General features: G+C 66.0%; 17 protein-coding genes and 1 riboswitch. Of the genes, 11 read left to right on the forward strand and 6 right to left on the reverse strand.

What is annotated here, in order from left to right:
- Positions 1-467: 467 nt before the first annotated feature.
- A complete protein-coding gene (locus tag DBR23_RS10080) occupies positions 468-1,748 on the forward strand; it encodes a cytosine permease (protein ID WP_056067427.1) in 1,281 nt (426 codons plus the stop codon).
- Between the two features lie 80 nt (positions 1,749-1,828).
- Here DBR23_RS10080 and thiD read toward each other — a convergent pair whose 3' ends face one another.
- Complete coding sequence (thiD, locus tag DBR23_RS10085) at positions 1,829-2,704, reverse strand: bifunctional hydroxymethylpyrimidine kinase/phosphomethylpyrimidine kinase (RefSeq protein WP_108498152.1); 876 nt, start codon at positions 2,702-2,704, stop codon at positions 1,829-1,831.
- 68 nt (positions 2,705-2,772) lie between these two features.
- Positions 2,773-2,918: riboswitch (TPP riboswitch) on the forward strand.
- A gap of 51 nt (positions 2,919-2,969) precedes the next feature.
- On the opposite strand from thiD, the gene thiO reads away from it, so the two are divergent.
- The 4 genes from thiO (at position 2,970) to DBR23_RS10105 (ending at position 6,074) form a co-directional block, all read left to right on the forward strand.
- Positions 2,970-4,103, forward strand: a complete 1,134-nt coding sequence (thiO, locus tag DBR23_RS10090) for a glycine oxidase ThiO (RefSeq protein WP_108498153.1) — start codon at positions 2,970-2,972, stop codon at positions 4,101-4,103.
- A complete protein-coding gene (gene thiS, locus DBR23_RS10095) occupies positions 4,100-4,297 on the forward strand; it encodes a sulfur carrier protein ThiS (protein ID WP_056067422.1) in 198 nt (65 codons plus the stop codon). Before thiO ends, thiS begins: the two co-directional genes overlap by 4 nt.
- Before the next feature lie 78 nt (positions 4,298-4,375).
- The gene (locus DBR23_RS10100) at positions 4,376-5,185 is read left to right on the forward strand and encodes a thiazole synthase (RefSeq protein ID WP_108498154.1); all 810 of its coding nucleotides are present in this window, start codon (positions 4,376-4,378) and stop codon (positions 5,183-5,185) included.
- Positions 5,178-6,074 (forward strand): thiamine phosphate synthase, encoded by an 897-nt coding sequence (locus DBR23_RS10105; RefSeq protein ID WP_108498155.1) that lies wholly within the window; start codon positions 5,178-5,180, stop codon positions 6,072-6,074. Before DBR23_RS10100 ends, DBR23_RS10105 begins: the two co-directional genes overlap by 8 nt.
- Positions 6,075-6,176: 102 nt before the next feature.
- Here the strand turns inward: DBR23_RS10105 and DBR23_RS10110 are convergent, their stop codons facing one another.
- Complete coding sequence (locus DBR23_RS10110; RefSeq protein ID WP_233250378.1) at positions 6,177-8,294, reverse strand: hypothetical protein; 2,118 nt, start codon at positions 8,292-8,294, stop codon at positions 6,177-6,179.
- A 166-nt stretch (positions 8,295-8,460) separates the two neighbouring features.
- Between DBR23_RS10110 and DBR23_RS10115 the strand changes: the two genes are divergently transcribed.
- The 5 genes from DBR23_RS10115 to DBR23_RS10135 all read left to right on the forward strand — a co-directional run bounded on the left by DBR23_RS10115 (position 8,461) and on the right by DBR23_RS10135 (position 14,160).
- Positions 8,461-9,984, forward strand: a complete 1,524-nt coding sequence (locus DBR23_RS10115; RefSeq protein ID WP_108498157.1) for a 3-hydroxyacyl-CoA dehydrogenase — start codon at positions 8,461-8,463, stop codon at positions 9,982-9,984.
- Positions 9,985-10,020: 36 nt separating this feature from the next.
- Positions 10,021-10,800, forward strand: coding sequence for an oxepin-CoA hydrolase, alternative type (locus tag DBR23_RS10120; RefSeq protein ID WP_108498164.1), 780 nt, complete (start codon positions 10,021-10,023; stop codon positions 10,798-10,800).
- A gap of 183 nt (positions 10,801-10,983) precedes the next feature.
- The gene (locus DBR23_RS10125; RefSeq protein WP_015013747.1) at positions 10,984-11,703 is read left to right on the forward strand and encodes a Crp/Fnr family transcriptional regulator; all 720 of its coding nucleotides are present in this window, start codon (positions 10,984-10,986) and stop codon (positions 11,701-11,703) included.
- A gap of 44 nt (positions 11,704-11,747) precedes the next feature.
- Complete coding sequence (locus tag DBR23_RS10130; RefSeq protein ID WP_056067412.1) at positions 11,748-12,833, forward strand: phosphotransferase; 1,086 nt, start codon at positions 11,748-11,750, stop codon at positions 12,831-12,833.
- Positions 12,834-12,885: 52 nt separating this feature from the next.
- Positions 12,886-14,160, forward strand: coding sequence for an acyl-CoA dehydrogenase family protein (locus tag DBR23_RS10135; protein ID WP_056067410.1), 1,275 nt, complete (start codon positions 12,886-12,888; stop codon positions 14,158-14,160).
- A gap of 34 nt (positions 14,161-14,194) precedes the next feature.
- Here DBR23_RS10135 and DBR23_RS10140 read toward each other — a convergent pair whose 3' ends face one another.
- On the reverse strand, positions 14,195-14,923 hold the full coding sequence (locus DBR23_RS10140; protein WP_108498158.1) for a hypothetical protein: 729 nt from the start codon (positions 14,921-14,923) through the stop codon (positions 14,195-14,197).
- Positions 14,924-15,156: 233 nt separating this feature from the next.
- On the opposite strand from DBR23_RS10140, the gene DBR23_RS10145 reads away from it, so the two are divergent.
- Positions 15,157-15,774, forward strand: coding sequence for a hypothetical protein (locus tag DBR23_RS10145; RefSeq protein ID WP_108498159.1), 618 nt, complete (start codon positions 15,157-15,159; stop codon positions 15,772-15,774).
- 97 nt (positions 15,775-15,871) lie between these two features.
- Here the strand turns inward: DBR23_RS10145 and DBR23_RS10150 are convergent, their stop codons facing one another.
- From DBR23_RS10150 to DBR23_RS30475, 3 genes are all read right to left on the reverse strand, one after another.
- Complete coding sequence (locus DBR23_RS10150; RefSeq protein WP_108498160.1) at positions 15,872-16,885, reverse strand: asparaginase; 1,014 nt, start codon at positions 16,883-16,885, stop codon at positions 15,872-15,874.
- A gap of 18 nt (positions 16,886-16,903) precedes the next feature.
- Positions 16,904-19,456 (reverse strand): penicillin acylase family protein, encoded by a 2,553-nt coding sequence (locus tag DBR23_RS10155; protein ID WP_108498161.1) that lies wholly within the window; start codon positions 19,454-19,456, stop codon positions 16,904-16,906.
- A 113-nt stretch (positions 19,457-19,569) separates the two neighbouring features.
- Positions 19,570-20,147, reverse strand: a 578-nt coding sequence (locus DBR23_RS30475) for an FHA domain-containing protein (protein WP_233250379.1), incomplete at its 5' end; no start/stop codon positions are given.

Genomic DNA, 20,147 nt, shown 5'->3' on the forward strand with positions numbered 1-20,147 from the left:
TCTTGATCTGCGGCCATTGCCAAGGTCTGCTGCTTCATCTGCGGATAACGTTTGACCCCTCTCAATGGTGGACCTTAATCAGCGTTGCCCTAAGCTCCACCAACTGCTACTGGCCGAATGCTTCCCCACGGCGGGGGACGCTAGCGGGCCCGCTCGAGACAGTCACCGCTGCCTCAAGGCGCCATTCTCACCCATGAAGGAAATGAACTGCGCCACTTGTGAAACAGCTCGTTGACCTCACTCAACCCTGTTTAACTAGAATCCAACCATATCGCTGGGGGTGTCCTGCAATAAATCCGTTGCTGGGCTGAGATCAAACCCTTCGAACCTGTTGCCTGCATTGTTTTACTTTGCAGGCTTGAGATCATCCTCGCGCAGGGAAGCAAGTCCGCCATGGCACGGCCCTGAACACTTCAGGGCGCACTGGTGGGCGGCCCCTGCTCTGTATCTGCTTACGGAGCCATTCCATGTCCTCATCGCCTGCCACGCACGCCACCAACGAAGCGCTGGCTCCCGTCTCCCCCGACCGCCGCGTTTTCCAGTGGCATGACCACGCCTCGCTCTGGTTCAGCCTGGGCGTGGGCCTGCTGGTCATGCAGGTGGGTGCCTACCTGATGCCTGCGCTGGGCACCAAAGAGGCACTCATCGCCATCGTCGCCGGTTCCATCGTGGGCGCGGGCCTGCTGGGCTGGGTGGCCAAGCTGGGATGCGACAGCGGCCTGGCCAGCGCCGGGCTGATGCATGCCGTGTACGGCCGCACGTTTGCCAGCCTGCCGATCATCCTGAACATCGTGCAGCTGGTGGGCTGGGGCACGTTCGAGCTGGTGGTGATGCGCGATGCCACCGTGGCCATCGGCCAGCAGTCGGGCGCCATGGCCGGTGCCCACTGGCCCGTGCTGGCGACGCTGCTGTGGGGCGGCGTGGTGATGCTGCTGATCAGCGGGTCGATGGTGCAGCTGGTGCGCAAGCTGATTGCGCGCATTGCCCTGCCGCTGGTCGTGTTGTCGCTGCTGTGGCTGTCGTGGCAGTTCCTCTCGCTGGCGCAAACCCAAGGTTTTGAAGCGCTGTGGACACGCAAGGGCGACGGCGGCATGGGCGTGCTGCCTGCGCTGGACCTGGTGATCGCCATGCCCATCTCGTGGCTGCCGCTGGTGGCCGACTACGCGCGCCATGGCAAGAACGGCGGCTCGGCACTGCGCGGCACCTGGCTGGGCTATGCGTTGGCCAACATCTGGTGCTACAGCCTCGGTGTGCTGGTGGCGCTGACCTTGCCCAGCCAGGACCTGGTGCAGGCGCTGCTGCTGGCCCAGGGCGGGCTGATTGCGCTGTCACTGATCCTGATCGACGAGGTGGACAACGCCTATGGCGACGCCTATTCGGGCGCCGTGTCGGCCCACAGCCTGCTGCCGCGCTGGGGCGTGCGCGCCTGGGGCCTGCTGGTGGCCGCGCTGTGCACCGGGCTGGCACTGGTGCTACCCATGCACAGCCTGGAGCCGTTCTTGCTGCTGCTCAGCTCGGTGTTTGTGCCGCTGTTTGGCGTGATTCTGGGGCGCCTGGCCTTCGGCACCGATGCGCCCGCCCTGCTCGCGGCTGCGCGCAAGGTGAATGCGGCGCCCGTGGCCATCTGGCTGGCGGGTATCGCGGTGTACCACCTGGCACCCAAGGTACTGCCTGACGCGGGCTCTGCCCTGCCCGCACTGGTGTTCAGCTTTGTGCTCGCCTGGGCCACGAGGCCCAAGGCACACTGAACCAATCAATCACTATAAAAAGATGAGCGCTCAGCGCATGATTGACTAGCGCTTGAACCTCAAAACACCCAAAAATCACTCTACAGTGCCTGAAACACCCGCTGCGCCACGGGCGCGTAGCCGTGGTTGAGGGGACCATGGCCGTGGCCGGTGGTGACATCCGCCCCGGCAGCAATGGCCCCCAGGATGTAGGCCCGTGCCTGCTCCACGGCCTGCTGCAGCGGCTGGCCCAGTGCCAGCTGCGCGGCAATCGCGGACGACAGGGTGCACCCGGTGCCATGCCCGTTGTGGGTGGCAATGCGCTGTGACTGCAACCGGTGGCCCTGTCCTTGTGCGTGTTCCCGGCCTTGCACGGCCAGCACATCCACCACCCAGTCGCCCGGAAGGTGCCCACCTTTGAGCAGCGCGGCGCGGGCGCCCAGTCGCAGTAGGTCTTGAGCGGCCAGCTCCAGCGCCTCCACGCCCTCGATGCTGCGCCCCAGCAGCCAGCCGGCCTCGTCCAGGTTGGGCGTGACCACTTCGGCCAGTGGAAACAGCTCCTGGACCAGCACGGCCACCGTCTCCTGGGCAATCAGCCGATCGCCACTGGTGGCCACCATCACCGGGTCCAGCACCACGTGCGGCAGCTGATAGGTCCGAATGGCTTCTGCCACCACGTGCACCACGTCCGGTGAGTGCAGCATGCCGATCTTGACGGCGTCCACGCCAATGTCCTGCACCACCGCATCGATCTGGGCCTTGAGCATCTCGGGCGGAATGCCGTGGATGCCTGTCACCCCACAGGTGTTCTGGGCCGTGATGGCGGTGATGGCCGTCATGCCATAGCAGCCCAAGGCACTGAAGGTCTTGAGATCGGCCTGGATGCCCGCGCCGCCGCCGCTGTCAGACCCGGCAATGGAGAGCACGCGTGCGTAGCGGTGGCCCGTGGAGGGCGAGGAGGTCGTCGGAGAAATCATGGCAAAAATTATGGCCTATGCGCCACGTCAAAACGGGGCGCATGGGGGATGTGCTGTAATTCATTTTTCGGACGAAACAGGGGTGTCCCACCGCATGGTGCGCGACTGAGAAATACCCTGGGGCCCGCACAGAACCCTGTGCACTGCGGCACACGCAGCAGCCCCGCTACCCGATCCAGGTCATGCTGGCGTGGGGAGTTTCCATCAACGGTGACCCCGTTTTGTCCATGGCTGCTTGCCACACCACGGACACACTGACGGAGCTATGTCACTTCAACCTTCTTCCTTTGCCATCCTGGGCGCAGGGCTCATGGGCCGTCTGCTGGCTGTGGAGCTTGCGCGTCTGGGGCACCGTGTAGACATCTACGACGCGGGCAGCCCCGCCGCCGAAAACTCGGCCGCCACCGTGGCTGCGGCCATGCTGGCCCCGCTGGCAGAGTCTGCGATCACCGACCCCGGCGTGGTGCGCATGGGCCACCACGCGCTGACCCGCTGGCCCGAGTTGCTGGCAGCCCTGTCAGAAGCGGTGTTTTTTCAGCAAGCCGGCACGCTGATCGTGTGGCACCGCCAGGACGCGGCCGAAGCCCAGCGTTTCACCCGCCAGCTCGAAAACAACCAGCGCGGCCTGCCCGAGCTGCCCGCCCTGCAAAAGCTCGACAGTGGCGCCCTGGAGCAGGTGGAGCCCGCCCTTACGCACCGCTTCAACCAGGGCCTTTACCTGCCCGGCGAAGGCCAGCTAGACAACCGCCAGTTGCTGGCCGCCCTGGTGGTGGAAATGGAGCGCCTGGGAGTGCGCATGCACTGGCACACGCCCCAGTCGCCCGAAGCCTTTACGCCCGGCGCACCCGGCCAGCCAGACCGGGTGCTGGACTGCCGGGGCCTGGGCGCCAAGGGCCAGTGGAGTGCCTTGCGCGGCGTGCGTGGCGAAGTGGTGCGCATCCATGCGCCCGACGTCACGTTGCAGCGCCCCACCCGGCTGGTGCACCCGCGCTACCCCATCTACATTGCGCCCAAGGAAGACCATCTGTTTGTCATTGGCGCGACCGAGATCGAGTCCGACGACCGCTCCCCGGCCAGTGTTCGCTCCACCCTGGAACTGCTGAGCGCCGCCTATGCGGTGCACCCCGGCTTTGGCGAGGGCCGCATCCTCGAGCTGGCCACGCAGTGCCGCCCCACGCTGCCCGACAACCTGCCCGCCATCCGCCAGACCCGCCCGGGCGTGCTGGAGATCAACGGTCTGTACCGCCACGGCTTCATGATCTCGCCCGCCATGCTGGATGTGACCCTGGAGGTGCTGAACACGGGACAATCGACCCTGTCCGAACGTTTTGACCTCCGGCTGGAACTGGAGCCAGCGGCACCCGCCCCGACCGGCGTTGCAGCCCCCGCATTTGCATGAACATCTCGATCAACCAAATCCCGCACGAACTGCCCGAAGGCGCCACCGTGGCCGATGCTGTGGCCGCCATCGAAGCGCGCCCCCCGTTTGCCGTGGCGGTGAACACCACTTTTGTGCCCAACACCCGCTACGCCGCCCATGCGCTGCAGCCTGGCGACCGTGTGGAGATCATCTCGCCGGTCACGGGCGGCTGAATCAGCCAAAATTCAATCAAAAGAGCTGTAAGCGCTTATAAATCATGCACTAGCAGCTACAAAAATCATAGTAAACCAATGACCACTCCGACGCCCCAAGACCCGCTGGTGCTGTATGGCCAGACGTTCGCCAGCCGCCTGCTGCTGGGCACCTCGCGCTACCCATCGCCCGCCGTGCTCGAAGCCGCTGTGCAACGCGCCAAGCCCGCCATGGTTACGGCATCCCTGCGCCGCCAGGGCAGCAACCCGGCCGAAAGCGGCAGCAGCTTCTGGGATCTGCTGCGCAAGCTCAACGTGCCCGTGCTGCCCAACACCGCTGGCTGCCACAGCGCGCAAGAGGCCATCACCACCGCCCAGATGGCGCGTGAGGTGTTCAACACCCCCTGGATCAAACTGGAGCTGATCGGCGATGACTACACCCTGCAGCCCGACACGCTGAACCTGGTGGGCGTGGCCGAGCACCTCATCAAAGAAGGTTTTCAGGTGCTGCCCTACTGCACCGAAGACCTGGTGCTCTGCCAGCGCCTCGTCGATGTGGGCTGCCAGGCCGTGATGCCTTGGGCCGCCCCCATCGGCACCGGGCGCGGCCCGGTCAACCCCTATGCGCTGCAAACGCTGCGCGAGCGCCTGAACGTGCCCATGCTGGTGGATGCCGGGTTGGGCCTGCCTTCGCACGCCTGCCAGGTCATGGAATGGGGCTACGACGGCGTGCTGCTGAACACCGCCGTGGCTCTGGCCCAAGACCCCGTGACCATGGCCGGCGCATTTGCCGATGCCGTCAGCGCCGGGCGCGCAGCCCGCCTGGCCGGTGCCATGGCCGCACAAGACGCCGCCCAGCCCAGCACCCCCGTGCTGGGCACCCCTTTCTGGCACCACGCCCATGCATGACACCACCACCCTGGCGCAGGCCATCCTGAGCCACCACGCGGCCACCTTTGCGGGGTTTGCTCCCGAGCCCGTGCCAGCCCCCACGTTGCAGGACCCTGTCTACCTCGCCGCGCTACAGGCCTGCAGCCAATTGGGCTTCATCGCCCATGACGCAGAATGCCTGGCCCGCGCCTGGCAGGTGCGCGCGCTGCGCACTGGCAGTGCACAGCCCGAGCAATGGCCGGACGAGCCCCAGGACTTTGGCCTGCAGCGCCTTCCGCGCGCCCAGCAGTTCGCCGCGTGCCCGGAGCACCTGGGCTTGTATGCCGTACTGCCCGACGCCCAGTGGGTGGGCCGCATGGCACGTGCCGGGGTGCCCACGGTGCAATTGCGCTTCAAGTCGGACGACGCCCAGGCCATCCGGACCGAAGTTCAGGCCACCGTCCAGGCGGTGCAAGGCACGGGCGCGCTGTTGTTCATCAACGATCACTGGCGGGACGCCATCGAAGCTGGCGCCTACGGCATTCATCTGGGCCAGGAAGACCTGGACGCACTCACCGCCGAGGAACTGCAAACGCTTCATCGCTCGGGCCTGCGCCTGGGCGTGAGCACCCATGGATATGCCGAAATGGTGCGTGCCGACGCCGTGGGGCCCAGCTATATCGCGATGGGTGCAGTGTTCCCCACGACCCTGAAAAAAATGGCCACCGCTCCCCAGGGCGTGGGCAGGCTGGGCGTGTATGCGCGGCTGATGCGGCACTACCCGCAGGTGGCGATTGGTGGGATCAGCGCCGAGCAGTTCCCCAGGGTACTGGCCACTGGCGTGGGTTCCGTGGCCGTGGTGCGTGCCTTGGTCAATGCACCGGACCCTGAAGCATCGGCCGCAGAGCTGATGGCGCTGATGCGGTGACGGCTCGGTGGCGATAGCTGCCACGGCGGTTATCGCGCATCCCTCACGACCATCGCAGCGCCACCTGGATAGTCGCCGGGAGGCCGATTGGTCGCCTGCTCGCTACTTGTTGTCGGGCTTCTTCATCTGCTCCAGCTCAAGGCGGAGCTCCATGAGATCGTTCTCCATGCCAAAGCCGACCGGCTGGCCCGCTGGCGGCGGCGCCGTCACGGGCACCGGGGGCAGATCGCTCAGCGTGAGGTGGGGTGGGTCCGACAGATCGAGGTCAAGCGGAATGCCCCGCGAATCCTCGCCTAATGCTGCTGCAGGCCTGGAGGGAGTGGCTGCAGAGCGCACGGGCTCGGGCTCCTGCTGGGCCTTCATCGCAAACTCGAACTCGAGGCTGGCTGCCAGTGAATCAAGCGGCTGGTCGTCGTGCAGCGCCACCGGTTCCGGAGCTGCAGGTGCCACCAGGGTCTCGGACCGGGGCGGTGCCAGGGGCGTCGTCCGCTTGCGCGGGGGCGCTGCACCGCGCGCACTGGCGGGCGTGGTCTGTGCAATCGCCAGCAGCAGCAAAAGATCGTCATAGGCCGCCAGATCAAACGGCTCCACCGCTTCAGCGCCCATGCGGCGGAACAGGAATTTCTCCAGCAAGCCCAGCACCGCAGGCGTTGTCCACTCGGCCTCGATCTCGGCGAGTGCGTCGGTGTAGTGGTACAGCATGCGGCCCGTGCGGTGAAAGCCCGCAAACTCCGGCACTTGCGCGTTGAAGGACTGCATGAACTGCGTTCGCAGCTGCGCAAACTCATCCACACGGCTGAGCGTGTGGTACAGCCGCAATAGCTCCAGGTAGGCCAACGGAGAGGTCTGGCGGTGCTCGGCAATGTGATTCTTCAGCACCTCGATGGCCTGCTGGTGCTCGCCCACCGAAACAAAAAATTCAGCCTGCTGCTGGATGTCAAACAGCTCTTCAGGGTTGACGATGTGGGGCGCTACCGAGGCGGCGGCCGGCGCGGAAACCGACTTCGCCTGCAAGGGAGCGGGAGCACTCGCCGCCGGGCTGGTCGCTACGAAGCGTGGTTCCACGGCCGCAGGGGCTGCCTTGCGCAGGGGCATGGCACCGGACTCGGGATTCGCCGCGACGGCATGAGGCTGGGTTTCAGACGGCAGCCAGGTGTCGCCGGGATGGGGGGTAAGACTGACCGCTTCTTCATGCGCCGATGCTGCATCGCCACGTGCGCCCAAGGCCACAGAATCGCGCCACGAACGCACTGCCTTGTCAGAGGCGCTGCGCATCCGCGACCACATCCATGCCACCCCCGCCAAGGCCAAGGCCAGCAGACCGCCCAAGGCATATACCACCGTCGCAGGAAAACGCTCCTGCTCCATCGCCTCCAGCTGCTGCTGCAACTGGCCAGCGGCTCCACGGTCCTTGGCGGCCTGTGCTCGCAATGCGGCGGTGTCTGATTCCAGCGCCTTCAACCGTTCGCCGTCTTTTTGCAATTCTTCCGGCTGCGCGTTCAACGACCTCCACAACGCGGCGGCCTGGGTGCGCAGGGCCGACATCTCTTCAGAAGGCGCCGTGGGTAGCTGCGCGGTAGAGCGCAACGCCACAGGACTGTCCAGCCAGGTATCCAGGGGCTCAACCACCAAACGCGAGCGCGCTGCAGGTGCAGCGGCCACCACCGACTTGCCAGGTGCTGCCGTGCCCACACGCACGGAAGGCCGTGCGGCAGCTGCAGAGCCGGGAGGGCGGCTCTCAGCGGAGGGCGAGCCCGAGGCCCTTGCCAGTGCAGGCGCCTTGTCACGGGGCCTGGTGGCCTGCATAGCACCGGCGGCAGCCGCAGATGCACTGCCACTGCCCTGTGAAGGCGAACGCTGTGACTCTGAAGCTGCGCTGGGGGTTGCTGCAGGAAGCCGCGCCAAGTCCACCGGGGATGCAGAGGCGGACCGGGTGACGGTGGTCGGCAAATCCGAGAGGAAGGTGTAGCTGCGCGTGGTTTTTCCGTTGCACCCTGCGGTCAGGGTCACGGTGAGAACCGGTTCATCCAGCGATACCGAGGCCAGCACGCGGACCCCTGAAGGACGCCCACGCACCTCGGGCAATGGGACCACGCGCACCTTGTTGTCACTGATGGCGTTGTCGCCTGCCACCAGCTTGGCCGTGACGCAGGACGATGCGACATCCGTGCCCGGGTCGGGCTGCAACTCGAACGAGAGATCGACCGGGGCGCCCAACACGACCGTACCACTACCATTACCCAGGGACAGCGCCGAAGCACCGGCTGCAAGCGCCCACAATCCTGGTCCAAAAACGGTGTTACGGATTTTCACAATCAATTCTGTTTTTCGGTCCGGAGGATTCTTGCACATAAGACCCAGATAAGGCCAGAGCCATAATGCCGCTATGAAAATTCAGTTTCCCAACATCGCCATCGTGGGTACCGGTGCCATGGGCCGAGGCATCGCACAAATTGCTGCCCAGGCTGGCAGTCAGGTTTTTCTGCTGGACGCCAACCCCGGAGCCGCCGACGCCGCACGGGCCGCCCTGCAGGAGCAATGGAACAAGCTGGTCGCCAAGGGCCGGATCGAAGCGGACCAAGCCACAGCACTGACCGCGCGGCTGCACCCCGTCAAAACAGCGGCAGACCTGGCGGCCTGCGATCTGGTGGTGGAAGCCATCGTGGAGCGGCTGGATGCCAAACAGGCCCTCTTCGTCGAACTGGAAGGGGTGGTGCGCGCCGATGCGGTGCTGGCCACCAACACGTCCTCTCTGTCCGTGACGGCCATTGGCGCAGCCCTCAAGCGCCCCGAACGCCTGGCTGGGTTCCACTTCTTCAACCCCGTCCCTTTGATGAAGGTGGTGGAGGTGATCGCGGGCCTCAAGACAGATCCAGCGATCTGCACTGCGCTGGCCGCGTATGCCAAGGAAATGGGCCATACCCCTGTACAGGCGCAGGACACCCCTGGCTTCATCGTGAACCACGCGGGGCGCGGCTTCGGCACGGAGGCCCTGCGCATCGTGGGCGAAGGTGTGGCCGATTTCGCCACCATCGACCGCATCCTGCGCGACCAGGTCGGCTTCAAGCTGGGGCCCTTCGAGTTGATGGACCTGACGGCGCTGGACGTGTCGCACCCGGTCATGGAGTCTATCTACCGCCAGTACTACGACGAACCCCGTTTCCGCCCCAGCGTGATCACCGCGCAGCGTCTGGCGGGGGGCGTGGTGGGCAAGAAGGTGGGCGAAGGCTTCTATCGCTACGTGGAGGGCATTGCGCAGGTGCCTGCCGAGGCGCCTGCCCCCGTGGTCAACGACATTCCGCCGGTGTGGGTGTCCTCGCGCGCTGCACGCCGGGCCGAGCTGTACCAATTGCTCAAGGACCTGGGGGCCACCATCGAGACCGGCCAATCCCCCTCCCCCCAGGCCATCACGCTGGTTGCCCCACTGGGCTTTGACGTGACCACCGTCGCCGTGGTGGAGCGGCTGGACCCAGCCCGCACCATCGGCATCGACATGCTCATCGATGACGCCGCGACCAAGCGCCGCGTGCTGGCCACCAACCCCGCCACGCGCGTTGACATCCGCAACGCGGCGCATGCGCTGTTTGCGCGCGACGGCAAGGCTGTCAGTGTGATCCGTGACAGCGGTGGTTTCGTCACGCAGCGCGTGGTGGCCACCATCGTGAACATCGCCAGCGACATCTGCCAGCAAGGCATTTGCACCCCCAAGGATCTTGAGACCGCCGTGACCCTGGGCCTGGGCTACCCGCTGGGCCCCCTGGCCATGGGCGACCGCTGGGGCCCCACCAACATCCTGGAAGTGTTGTTCAACATGCAGACCGTGTATGGCGACACGCGCTACCGCCCCAGCCCATGGCTGCGCCGAAGGGGTGCAATTGGCCTGAGCCTGAGCCATGTCGAAGAAGACTGATTGCCAAGCACCACGGCCACCTCACTGAAGACCACCATGCCCGCAGAACTCCAGAGCACCAGCCAGGGCCAAACCCTGATCCTGACCCTTCGCAACCCCGAGCGGCGCAATGCCATCGACCCGGTGATGTATGCCGCGGGTGTGGAAGCGCTGGGCGTGGCCGAAAGCAGCCCCGACATCCGCAGCGTGGTCATCACGGGCGCCGATGGCATGTTCTGCTCGGGCGGCAATCTGCAGCGCCTGCTGGCCAACCGCCAGGAAGCGCCGCAGGTGCAGGCACAAAGCATTGAAGGCCTGCACAACTGGATCGAGACCATCCGCACCTACCCCAAGCCGGTGATCGCCGCCGTGGAGGGCGCCGCAGCCGGTGCAGGGTTTTCGCTGGCACTGGCCTGCGACTTCATCGTGGCGGCCCGCAATGCCGTGTTTGTGATGGCCTACAGCAACGTGGCCCTGTCGCCCGATGGCGGCGCCAGCTGGAGCCTGGCCCACGCGCTGCCCCGCCAGATTGCCACCGAGATTCTCATGTGCGGGGACCGCATCGGCGCAGAACGCCTGCACACATTGGGCCTGGTCAACCGCCTTGCCGAAACAGGCAATGCACTCGACACCGCCCTGGCGCTGGCCGAGCAGCTCAATGCCCGTGCACCCAATGCACTGGCCAGCATCAAGGAGCTGCTGAACGAAGCTCCCCATGCCCAGCTCACACACCACCTGGGCCATGAGCGCGACCACTTCGTGAAGAACCTGCACCACGCCAATGGCGGCGCAGGCATCGCCGCATTTCTGGAAAAGCGCGTGCCCCGCTACGAGTAGCGCTGCACCACAAACGCCTCGACGCATCCACCGTCGCAGACCCATCAACCCCCGGTACGCTGCCACCCAGCGCCGGGGGTTTTCTTTTGGCCTACGCGCAGACACGCAGGTGACAACCCTGACGCATTGCGCAGGTCCCTGACGCGACAATGGGCCTGTTTCTAGTCACCCAAAAGACAGGCCATGGACGACCCGATTCTTACTATCGAAGAACGTGAAGCGATCAACTCCGGTCGCTGGTTTTCATCACTCTCACCTTCGCTACGCCACGACATCCTGCGATGTGCATACGTCAAACGCTTCAAGGACGGCGGCCTCATCGCCGCACGCGGCGACCCGCCCGAGGAGTGGATTGCTTGCGCGCGCGGTGCAGTGCGGGTGAGCTCCACATCCATCTCGGGCAAGCAGATCACGCTGACCTATGTGGAGCCGGGCATCTGGTTCGGCGATGTGGCGATCTTCGATGGGGACCGGCGCACGCACGACGCCTACGCGCACGGCGACACCACGATCCTGTGTGTGGCCAAGGCCGATTTTCGCAAGATCCTGGCCGTGCACACCGAGCTGTACGAAGCGATGCTGCGCCTGCATGCGCGGCGCATTCGCCAGCTGTTCGGGCTGGTGGAAGACCTCAACACGCTGCCCCTGCGATCGCGCCTGGCCAAGCAGCTGGTGCACCTGGTACGCAGCTACGGCGTGCCCAGCCTGTCGGACGGCAGCGAAATGCGGATCAGCCTGCAATTGGCGCAGGAAGAACTGGCACAACTGCTGGGTGCGTCGCGGCAACGCGTGAACCAGGAACTCAAGGCCATGGAACGCGAAGACGCCATCCGCATCGAGCCGGGCGGCCTGGTGGTGCGGGACCGCGAAGCCCTGATGCGCATCGCTGAAGCCGACAACTGACTCACTTACCCCATCACTGACAGCCAGAACCTTCATCCGCCTCCATGAGCAACTTTGACCATTTCGTCGGCACCCGCCCTGTTTCCGATCAGCACGCCTTTGACATCGAAACGCTGACTGCATGGCTCTCCAAGAACATGGAGGGCTTTGCGGGCCCGCTGACGGTAGAGATGTTCAAGGGCGGGCAGTCCAACCCCACCTACAAGCTCATCACCCCCGGCGCCAGCTACGTGATGCGCGCCAAGCCCGGGCCCGTGGCCAAGCTGCTGCCTTCAGCACACGCCATCGAGCGCGAGTTTGCGGTGATGAGCGGCCTGTACGGCACCGACGTTCCCGTGCCGCGCATGTTTGTGCTGTGCGAGGACGAGTCGGTGATTGGGCGCGCCTTCTACGTGATGGAGTGCATGCAGGGCCGCGTGCTGTGGGACCAGTCCCTGCCCGGCATGACGCCAGCTGAACGCGGTGACATCTACAACGAGATGAACCGGGTGATCGCAGCGCTGCACACGGTGAAATTTGCAGACCGAGGCCTGGCCAACTACGGCAAGCCCGGCAATTACTTTGACCGCCAGATCGGCCGCTGGAGCAAGCAATACGTGGCCTCCATCACGCAGCCCATCGAAGAGATGGACCGCCTCATGGAATGGTTGCCCGCCAACATGCCCGCCAGCGCACGCGACGAGGGCCATGTGTCCATCGTGCACGGCGACTACCGCCTGGACAACCTGATGTTCCATCCCACCGAGCCCCGCGTGATCGCCGTGCTCGACTGGGAGCTGTCCACACTGGGCCATCCGCTGGCGGACTTCAGCTACCACTGCATGAGCTGGCACATTCCTGCCTCGCTGGGGCGTGGCATTGCGGGGCTGGACCTGGGCGCGCTGGGCATTCCCGACGAAGACACCTACATCCGCCTGTACTGCGAGCGCACCGGCATCACCACGCCCGATGCGCTGCGTGCCGACTGGAACTTCTACCTCGCCTACAACATGTTCCGCATCGCCGCCATTTTGCAGGGCATTGCCAAGCGGGTAGAGGCTGGCACGGCCTCCAGCGCCCAGGCCAAGGCCTCGGGCGACACCGCACGACCCATGGCCCAGCTGGCCTGGTCCTTCGCGCAACGCGGCTGAACACACGACGCAACACCAGCGCCGCCCACGATTACCAACGGAGAAGAAACCCATGGACTTTGACTACTCGCCCAAAACCAAGGAACTGCAGGCCAAGCTGCTCCAGTTCATGGATGACCACATCTATCCGAACGAGTCTGCCTACAAGGATGAGTTGGCCGCCAACACCGTCGCAGGCAAGCGCTGGAGCGCGCTGAACACCATCGAGAACCTCAAGCCCAAGGCCCAGGCCGCCGGGTTGTGGAACCTGTTCCTGCCGGTCGACAGCGCCGCAGCATCCGGCTATGCAGGTGCCGGCCTGACCAACCAGGAATACGCACCGCTGGCCGAAATCATGGGCCGCGTGCCATGGGCCAGCGAGGTGTTCAACTGCTCCGCGCCCGACACCGGCAACATGGAAACCATTGCCCGCTACGGCGACGAAGCCAACAAGGCCCGCTGGCTCAAGCCCCTGCTCGAAGGCAAGATCCGCTCGGCCTTCGCCATGACCGAGCCCGATGTGGCATCGAGCGACGCCACCAACATCGAGACCCGCATCGAGCGCCAGGGCGATGAGTACGTGATCAACGGCCGCAAGTGGTGGATCTCTGGTGCGGCCGACCCGCGCTGCGCCGTGTTCATCACCATGGGCAAGACCGACCCCGAAGCCCCGCGCCATTCGCAGCAGAGCATGGTGCTGGTGCCCGCCGACGCCCCTGGCATCAAGATCATCCGTCCGCTGAATGTTCTGGGCTATGACGACGCCCCGCACGGCCACGTCGAAATGACCTTCGAGAACGTGCGTGTGCCCGTTTCCAACATCCTTCTGGGTGAAGGCCGTGGCTTCGAGATCGCCCAAGGCCGCCTGGGCCCTGGACGCATTCACCACTGCATGCGCCTCATTGGCCTGGCCGAACGTGCGCTGGAGCTGATGTGCAAGCGCGCATCGTCACGCGTGGCCTTTGGCAAGACTGTGGCCCAACAGACCGTGACACAGGAGCGCATTGCCGAGGCCCGCTGCAAGATCGACATGGCCCGCCTGCTCACCCTGAAGGCTGCCTGGCTGATGGACGTGGCCGGCAACAAAGTCGCCAAGACCGAGATCGCCATGATCAAGGTGGTGGCGCCCAGCATGGCCTGCCAGGTCATCGACTGGGCCATGCAGGTGCACGGCGGTGGCGGCATGTCTGACGACTTCCCGCTCGCCTATGCCTACGCCGGTGCGCGCACCCTGCGCTTTGCTGACGGCCCGGACGAAGTGCACCGCAACGCGATTGCCAAGTGGGAGCTGGGCAAGTACGGCACCTACGGCCGCGACGCCGCCGTGCCGGTCACCCGCGGCAGCTGACGCCAACCTCCGTAGGACCTGACACCCGCAGGCCCTACTGCGGGCCTGCACCGCCTTCCGTCGGCACACCCGCGGGCGGAGGGGGCGGCAGGTTCTGTAATGCCCCTTGGGCGGCCGCCAGCAGCAGCTGCGTGGCCTGTGCGATCTCCGTCAGGCTGCGCTGCGTGTGCTCCATGCGCAAATACACCTTGCCGCGTACCAGCATCAACAGCAGCGGCGACTGCGCCCGGACCTCCCCGCCCTCACCTTCCACCATGTTGAGCAACTGGGACACCACCGGCGCATGGATCCAGCGCTGCGCGGTCTCCATGCGCTCGGCCACCACCGCAAAGTGCTGGCGAAACGAGGCGGGCAGGCCCGGCCAGGTCACCTCTTCAAACATGGCCAGCCAGCGCATTTCCTCGGGCAGGCTGGCATTCACCGTGGTCTGCAGGGTGTCGGTGATGGCGTTGTAGGCATTGCCCTCCAGGGACTCCTGCAAGGGGCGGTTGAGCACCATCACCGCCGCGTCCGGGTCCACCCCCAGGTCGGCACGCCCCCGCAACTCCAGGCCGCGCACATAGTCACGCGTGGGGTTGCCACATTCCAGCCGCCACGGGTGGCCATTCAGGTCGCCCCCCAGGTCAAAATGCCCGTCCACGGCCTGCGGCACCACTGCCAGGCGCTGGTTGGCCGCCCAACGCACCACCTCCTGGTTGGACACGGGCCGTGCGGCATTCGGGCCACCGGGCAGATGCAGCGCTTTGCGAAGACGGTCAAACATGGCGATTCGAAGCCCAAGGCTTCGCGGAAGTCACGGATGCAGGCATTATTGGGGGCATCGGCCGCTGCGGCAAACTGGCGGAACGCCTTCTGTGACCTGGTTCACCATGCCGGAAGGGCGAAGCGGCGAACGGCTGGTGCGGCCACTGCCCAAGCGCATGGGCACTACACCGCACCGGAGCGCCCCCGCCGCATTCACTTTTGGCGATCTGAACAGCCCACATGCTCTTCTCTATGGACCGCAGACTTGCCCTCATCACCGTGGCTGGTGCGATCGCCGCTCCGGGGACCGCCCTGGCGCTGCCCGACGATGCCTCGGCCCGGGTGCGCCAGCTGGTGCGCTGGTCCACCGCAATGGCCGACCACCAGGGCTTGCCGTTTGCCGTGATCGACAAGCCCGCTGCGCGGATCCACGTGTTTTCTGCCCAGGCCCAATGGCTGGGCAGCGCGCCCGTGCTGCTGGGTGCGGCTGCAGGCGACCGCTCAGCCCCGGGCATTGGTGCCAAGCCGCTGGCCCACATCCGCCCGCACGAACGCACCACCCCTGCTGGCCGCTTTGTGACTGAGCCCGGCCGCAACCTGCAGGGTGATGACATTGTGTGGATCGACTACGACGCTGCCGTCTCACTGCACCGGGTGCGCAGCGTGAGCGCCACAGAGCGCCGCCTGCAGCGTCTTGCAAGCCCCGGCGCGCGGGACAAACGCATCAGCTACGGCTGCGTTAACGCACCTGCCGCGTTCTACGACCAGTTCATCGCACCTTGGTTCGGGCGGGCACCGGGGGTGATCTACGTGCTGCCGGACATCGAGCCTTTTGCTACATTTTTTGAAGCAGCCAGCGCATATGAATAGTGCGCTACCGGCCGATTTCAATCAAATTCTCTGCCCAACACGCCGTGGGACCAGGAACCGGCACTTCCGGCGGTAGCCACCCAGACGTCGCCCGGACTCAAGCCGCTGCGCGTTGCAAGCGAAAGACCGGCCGCCGGCCGCCCACCACCAACCCCTTGGCATTGCGGATGACCGCGTTTCTGCGCGGCGCCAGGGCCTCTTGCTGGGTGGCGTCCAGCCATCCCAGCTGGTCCATCACCTCCACCGCAGCCGCCACCTGCGCCGTCATGTTGCCGTCCATGATCTTGAGGGCAAAGGCCTCGCCACGGCTGCGGCTGCCCACCACCTGCACCCCGTCGGCCCCGGTCTTCGAGACCCAGTCGCCCTGCCCTGCCCGCACGAAATCCAGGTCGTGCCGGCCGGTGCCGGAGCCCAGCTCCGGGCGTTGCACCATGGCATCGGCCAGTGCGGTCAGGCTCTGGTCCAGATCCGTGTCGGGCGCCCCACCCGCCAGGCGCGCATAGCCCCGGGCCAGGTGCGCGAGCGGCATGGCGTAGTTGGGGGCGGAGCAGCCATCGATGCCCATGACCAGTTGCTCAGGCCCCAGCCCCACTGCCTGCGCCACCCGCTCACGAATCGCCCACTGCAACGGGTGCGCAGGGTCCAGATGGTTGTCGAGCGGCCAGCCCTGCCGCACACAATGGGCGACAAAACCGGCGTGTTTGCCGCTGCAGTTGTTGTGGCGTTCGTCAGGCACAAAGCCGTCCGGCAGCGAACCCAGCCCCAGCTCGGCAAACAGTGGCCGGTGGCAGCCGCAGCGCAAGGCGTGGTAGCTCTGCCCCACACTGCCCAGCATGTGCTCAACCTGCTCGACATGCATGGCCTCGCCGTTGTGGCTGGCGCACAGCAGGGCCAGTTCGCCCGCGCCCCAGCCCAGCGCCTGGGCGCCGCCAGACTGCATGAACGGCAGGGCCTGAAATGCCTTGATGGTGGAGCGCGTGAACGTGACCGTGTACGGGTCGCCCACCTGCGCCAGCACACGGCCATGGCGGTCGGCCACCGCCACGGCGCCCCAGTGCTGGCATTCGGCGAGGTCGCCCCGGGTCACCTCGATCAGCGGAACAAAACCCATGGTGATCTCCAGCAGTGGTTACTGCGCCGCCGGTGCGGGGGCCAGCGTCAGCTCATGGGCCCAGCTTGCGGGCTGGCGCTGCAGGGCACGGTAGCCCGTCTGCGCCCAGGTGCTGCTCATGTCGCGGTAACGCGGCGAAAACACCAGGCCGCTTTGTCCGGTCTGGTAGATGAAGCGCGACTGCTCCAGGTCGGCCAGGTCGTACACCGCGCGCAGCGATGCGGCGTGGCGGTTCACAAACGGCCCCTTGGCTTCGCCCGCGTTGTACTGCCCCACGTTGACGGTGTAGGCGTCGCCATGCGATGGCTCGCTCACGTCAAAAAAGCGGGCCAGTGCAGGCACATTGCCAAATGGCCGGTGCACGCTGAGTGCCGGGTGCGCCGCGCCCCAGCGCCATTGCGCGGGGTCTGCGCCGTAGGCCGCCTGCAGCAGGTCGAGCGCGCGTCCCAGGGCTGCGGCCGACTGCTCTGCACACGATGCCGGCTGGCACCACCAGGGGTCGTTGCGCTCCAGGATGCCCTCCAGCGCGGCCCGGTAGTCGCGTTTGCCGTAGGTGGCGGTAAACCGCGCGTCACCGATGCGCGGCACGATCAGGCCACGCGCCAGCTCGTCGGTCCATGCGGCAAACACCAGGGGCGCAGCCTTGCCCGCATCCATCACACCGTCAAAGCCTTGGAGCTGCTGTTGCGCAGCTGCGGCCAGGGGGTGTGATGACTTGGCCTGCTGCAGATAGGGCAGCAGCCTGCGCGTGGCCAGCGAGGTCACATCGCGGTGAATGGCCTGCATGCTCGCGGCGTCGTGCTTGTCGGTCGCCTCGATCAGCTGCGCAATGCGTTCGTAGCGGTAGGGCAAGGCCCAGTCTTGGGTGAGGTAGTGGGGATAGTCCGGCGCGGTCACCCGCTGGTTGGCGGTGGCAATCCAGCCCCGGGCGCCGTTGTCCTCGGGCGTCTGGTCATACGGTAGCCAGCCCTTCCAGTCGTACCGCGCATCCCAGCCCGGTGAGGGCGCCACGCCCCGGATGTCGTTGGCCGGGTCTCGCACAGGTGCGCGGCCTGCGGCCTTGAAACGGATGTTGCCCTGGTCATCGGCAGCCACCACGTTCTGCATCGGCGAGTGGTAGTGCGACAGGGCCGCGAACAACGCGTCCACCGATTTCGCCTGGTTGGTCTGGAGGCCCGCCAGCACCGTCTGGTTGTCGACATCGAGCGCGCTCCAGCGCAGCGCCAGCACGTATTTGCCGAGGTCCAGCACGTCGGCATGCGACTTCTGCGCGTCGCTCAACACAGGGCCATGCCGGGTGCTGCGCACTTTCAGGGCGACGTCGGCCTGCCCTTTCACACGGATGGTTTCGTTGCGCACCGTGAAGGGCGCCCAACCCTCGGGCGTGCGGTACTGCGAGGCATCAGCGGGGTTGATCTGCTCCAGGTACAGGTCCTGAACATCGGGGCCGGTGTTGGTGAAGCCCCAGGCCACTTTGTCCGTACGGCCCAGCACCACAAAGGGCATGCCGGGCAAGGTGGCGCCCACCGCGTCGATGGCACCCATGGGGGTGCCGTCAGACGCCTGGCCTGCGGGAGCCTGCAAGCCCGCAAAGTACCAGATGGCGGGTGCCGACAGGCCCAGGTGCGGGTCGTTGGCCAGCAACGGTTTGCCACTGACGGTGCGGGTGCCCGCCAGCACCCAGTTGTTGCTGCCCTTGCCCTCGTTGGTACCCGCATTGCGGGTCAGTTCGTCAGCCCAGGCCAGCATGCCGGCACTGATCTGGCGGGACAAAGGCCCGTCACCCAGCGCGGCAGATGCAGCTCCCCGGTCGACCGGTTCAGCGGCGGCCGCCGGTGCAGCAGAAGCGCTGGCATCGGTGGCCCGGTACACCCCCAACTGCCGGTACAACGCGGCCAGGTCGGCCGAGGCTGCGGGGCGCTCGCCCGGGTACGGTGGCATCAGTTGCCACAAGCGCTCGGTGTCCAGCGTTTTCGCAACGGACAGCCGCGCAAACTCGTTGCCCCAGTTGCCGCCCAGGTCCAGCGCCATCATCAGCGCCCAGCCCACGCTGTCCTCCGGCTCCCACACAGCGCCCGTGGTCCCGCCGGGCTGAACGCCCAGGATATGGAACTCCGGCGGCAGCGCCTGGGGGCGGTTCTGGTGGAAGGCGTGGATGCCCTGGCTGTAGGCCTGCAGGGCCTCCTGGGCATACAACGGCAGGCCTGCATACTGCCGCCTGGCCGTGCCCATGATGTCCAGCGTGCGCATGAGCTTGTCGGTCTCCAGCGTGGCAGGCCCAAACACTTCGGACAGCTCGCCGTGCATCACACGGCGGTTGAACTCCAGCTGCCAGGTGCGCTCCTGCGCATGCACGTAGCCCATCGCAAACCAGGCGTCTTGCGGGCTCTGCGCGCGAATGTGGGTGACGTCTGCGCCATCGCGCTGCACATGCACGGCCTGCCGCAGGCCCTTCACGACCAACTTGCCATCCAGTGTCGCAAAGCTACGCTGTACATACACGGCGGCCCCCGTGCCAGCCAGCAAGGCCGCCACCACCAGCCCGACGGCCGTTCGCTTCATCCACGCCATGTCTCGTGTCTCCTGATTGTTCTGGGTTATTTCTGTTGGTTCGGAAGTGAAAGGGCTGCGCGCAGACCGGGAGCCCGCCGCGCTGTGACAGCTGTCGGCGGCAGCCGACGGCCTCAGCCCAGATGAACGCTGGTGCCGGCGACCTGAAAGTTCATGATCGGAGCACTGGACTCGGTAAAGGGAACCCCCAGCGCAATCTGCCCCGTGCCATGCAGGATGCAGGCATCGCGGCGCAGCCGCACGGGCGAGTCGCTGCCGTCAAACCGCACCCAGGTGCCGAAGCTGCTCATGTCGGTCAGCACAAAGCCGCTGTTGCGCCAGTCGATGCGCGCATGCAGCCGTGAAACGCGGGGGTCATTGATGCACAGCTGGGCATGGTTGGCGCGCCCCACATGCACGGGCGCATCCGACGAGGTGAAAGACATGTCCACCCCATGCCAGGAAAACTGGATCTGCCCCAGGATGGAATCGGCCGGAGCAAAACTGCTGACCAGCGCCGCCTGCATGGTGAGCGAGTCGGGCTCTTCGTTCTCGCGCCACTCCACCTGATAGAGCATCTGCAGCTCGGCCTTGCCGCGGATTTCCATCAGGCCCAGCTTGCGGTACCACACATCGGCAGCGGCCCCCGCCAGCAGCACAGTCGTCTCGGTGGCCCAGATTTCGGCGGGGCCCGCGCGCTCACACAGGCGGG

It is taken from the genome of Acidovorax sp. HMWF018, assembly GCF_003061035.1.
In the GTDB taxonomy this organism is placed as follows: Bacteria; Pseudomonadota; Gammaproteobacteria; order Burkholderiales; family Burkholderiaceae_C; genus Acidovorax; species Acidovorax delafieldii.

What these genes read in the sequence shown, in the direction of transcription:
- DBR23_RS10115 (WP_108498157.1), top strand. Translation starts at nt 8,461, where the DNA reads ATGAAAATTCAGTTTCCCAACATCGCCATCGTGGGTACCGGTGCCATG.
- thiO (WP_108498153.1), top strand. Translation starts at nt 2,970, where the DNA reads ATGTCACTTCAACCTTCTTCCTTTGCCATCCTGGGCGCAGGGCTCATG.
- DBR23_RS10140 (WP_108498158.1), bottom strand. Translation starts at nt 14,923, where the DNA reads ATGTTTGACCGTCTTCGCAAAGCGCTGCATCTGCCCGGTGGCCCGAAT.
- DBR23_RS10080 (WP_056067427.1), top strand. Translation starts at nt 468, where the DNA reads ATGTCCTCATCGCCTGCCACGCACGCCACCAACGAAGCGCTGGCTCCC.
- thiD (WP_108498152.1), bottom strand. Translation starts at nt 2,704, where the DNA reads ATGATTTCTCCGACGACCTCCTCGCCCTCCACGGGCCACCGCTACGCA.
- DBR23_RS10130 (WP_056067412.1), top strand. Translation starts at nt 11,748, where the DNA reads ATGAGCAACTTTGACCATTTCGTCGGCACCCGCCCTGTTTCCGATCAG.
- DBR23_RS10145 (WP_108498159.1), top strand. Translation starts at nt 15,157, where the DNA reads ATGGACCGCAGACTTGCCCTCATCACCGTGGCTGGTGCGATCGCCGCT.
- thiS (WP_056067422.1), top strand. Translation starts at nt 4,100, where the DNA reads ATGAACATCTCGATCAACCAAATCCCGCACGAACTGCCCGAAGGCGCC.
- DBR23_RS10125 (WP_015013747.1), top strand. Translation starts at nt 10,984, where the DNA reads ATGGACGACCCGATTCTTACTATCGAAGAACGTGAAGCGATCAACTCC.
- DBR23_RS10100 (WP_108498154.1), top strand. Translation starts at nt 4,376, where the DNA reads ATGACCACTCCGACGCCCCAAGACCCGCTGGTGCTGTATGGCCAGACG.
- DBR23_RS10105 (WP_108498155.1), top strand. Translation starts at nt 5,178, where the DNA reads ATGCATGACACCACCACCCTGGCGCAGGCCATCCTGAGCCACCACGCG.
- DBR23_RS10150 (WP_108498160.1), bottom strand. Translation starts at nt 16,885, where the DNA reads ATGGGTTTTGTTCCGCTGATCGAGGTGACCCGGGGCGACCTCGCCGAA.
- DBR23_RS10120 (WP_108498164.1), top strand. Translation starts at nt 10,021, where the DNA reads ATGCCCGCAGAACTCCAGAGCACCAGCCAGGGCCAAACCCTGATCCTG.
- DBR23_RS10135 (WP_056067410.1), top strand. Translation starts at nt 12,886, where the DNA reads ATGGACTTTGACTACTCGCCCAAAACCAAGGAACTGCAGGCCAAGCTG.
- DBR23_RS10155 (WP_108498161.1), bottom strand. Translation starts at nt 19,456, where the DNA reads ATGGCGTGGATGAAGCGAACGGCCGTCGGGCTGGTGGTGGCGGCCTTG.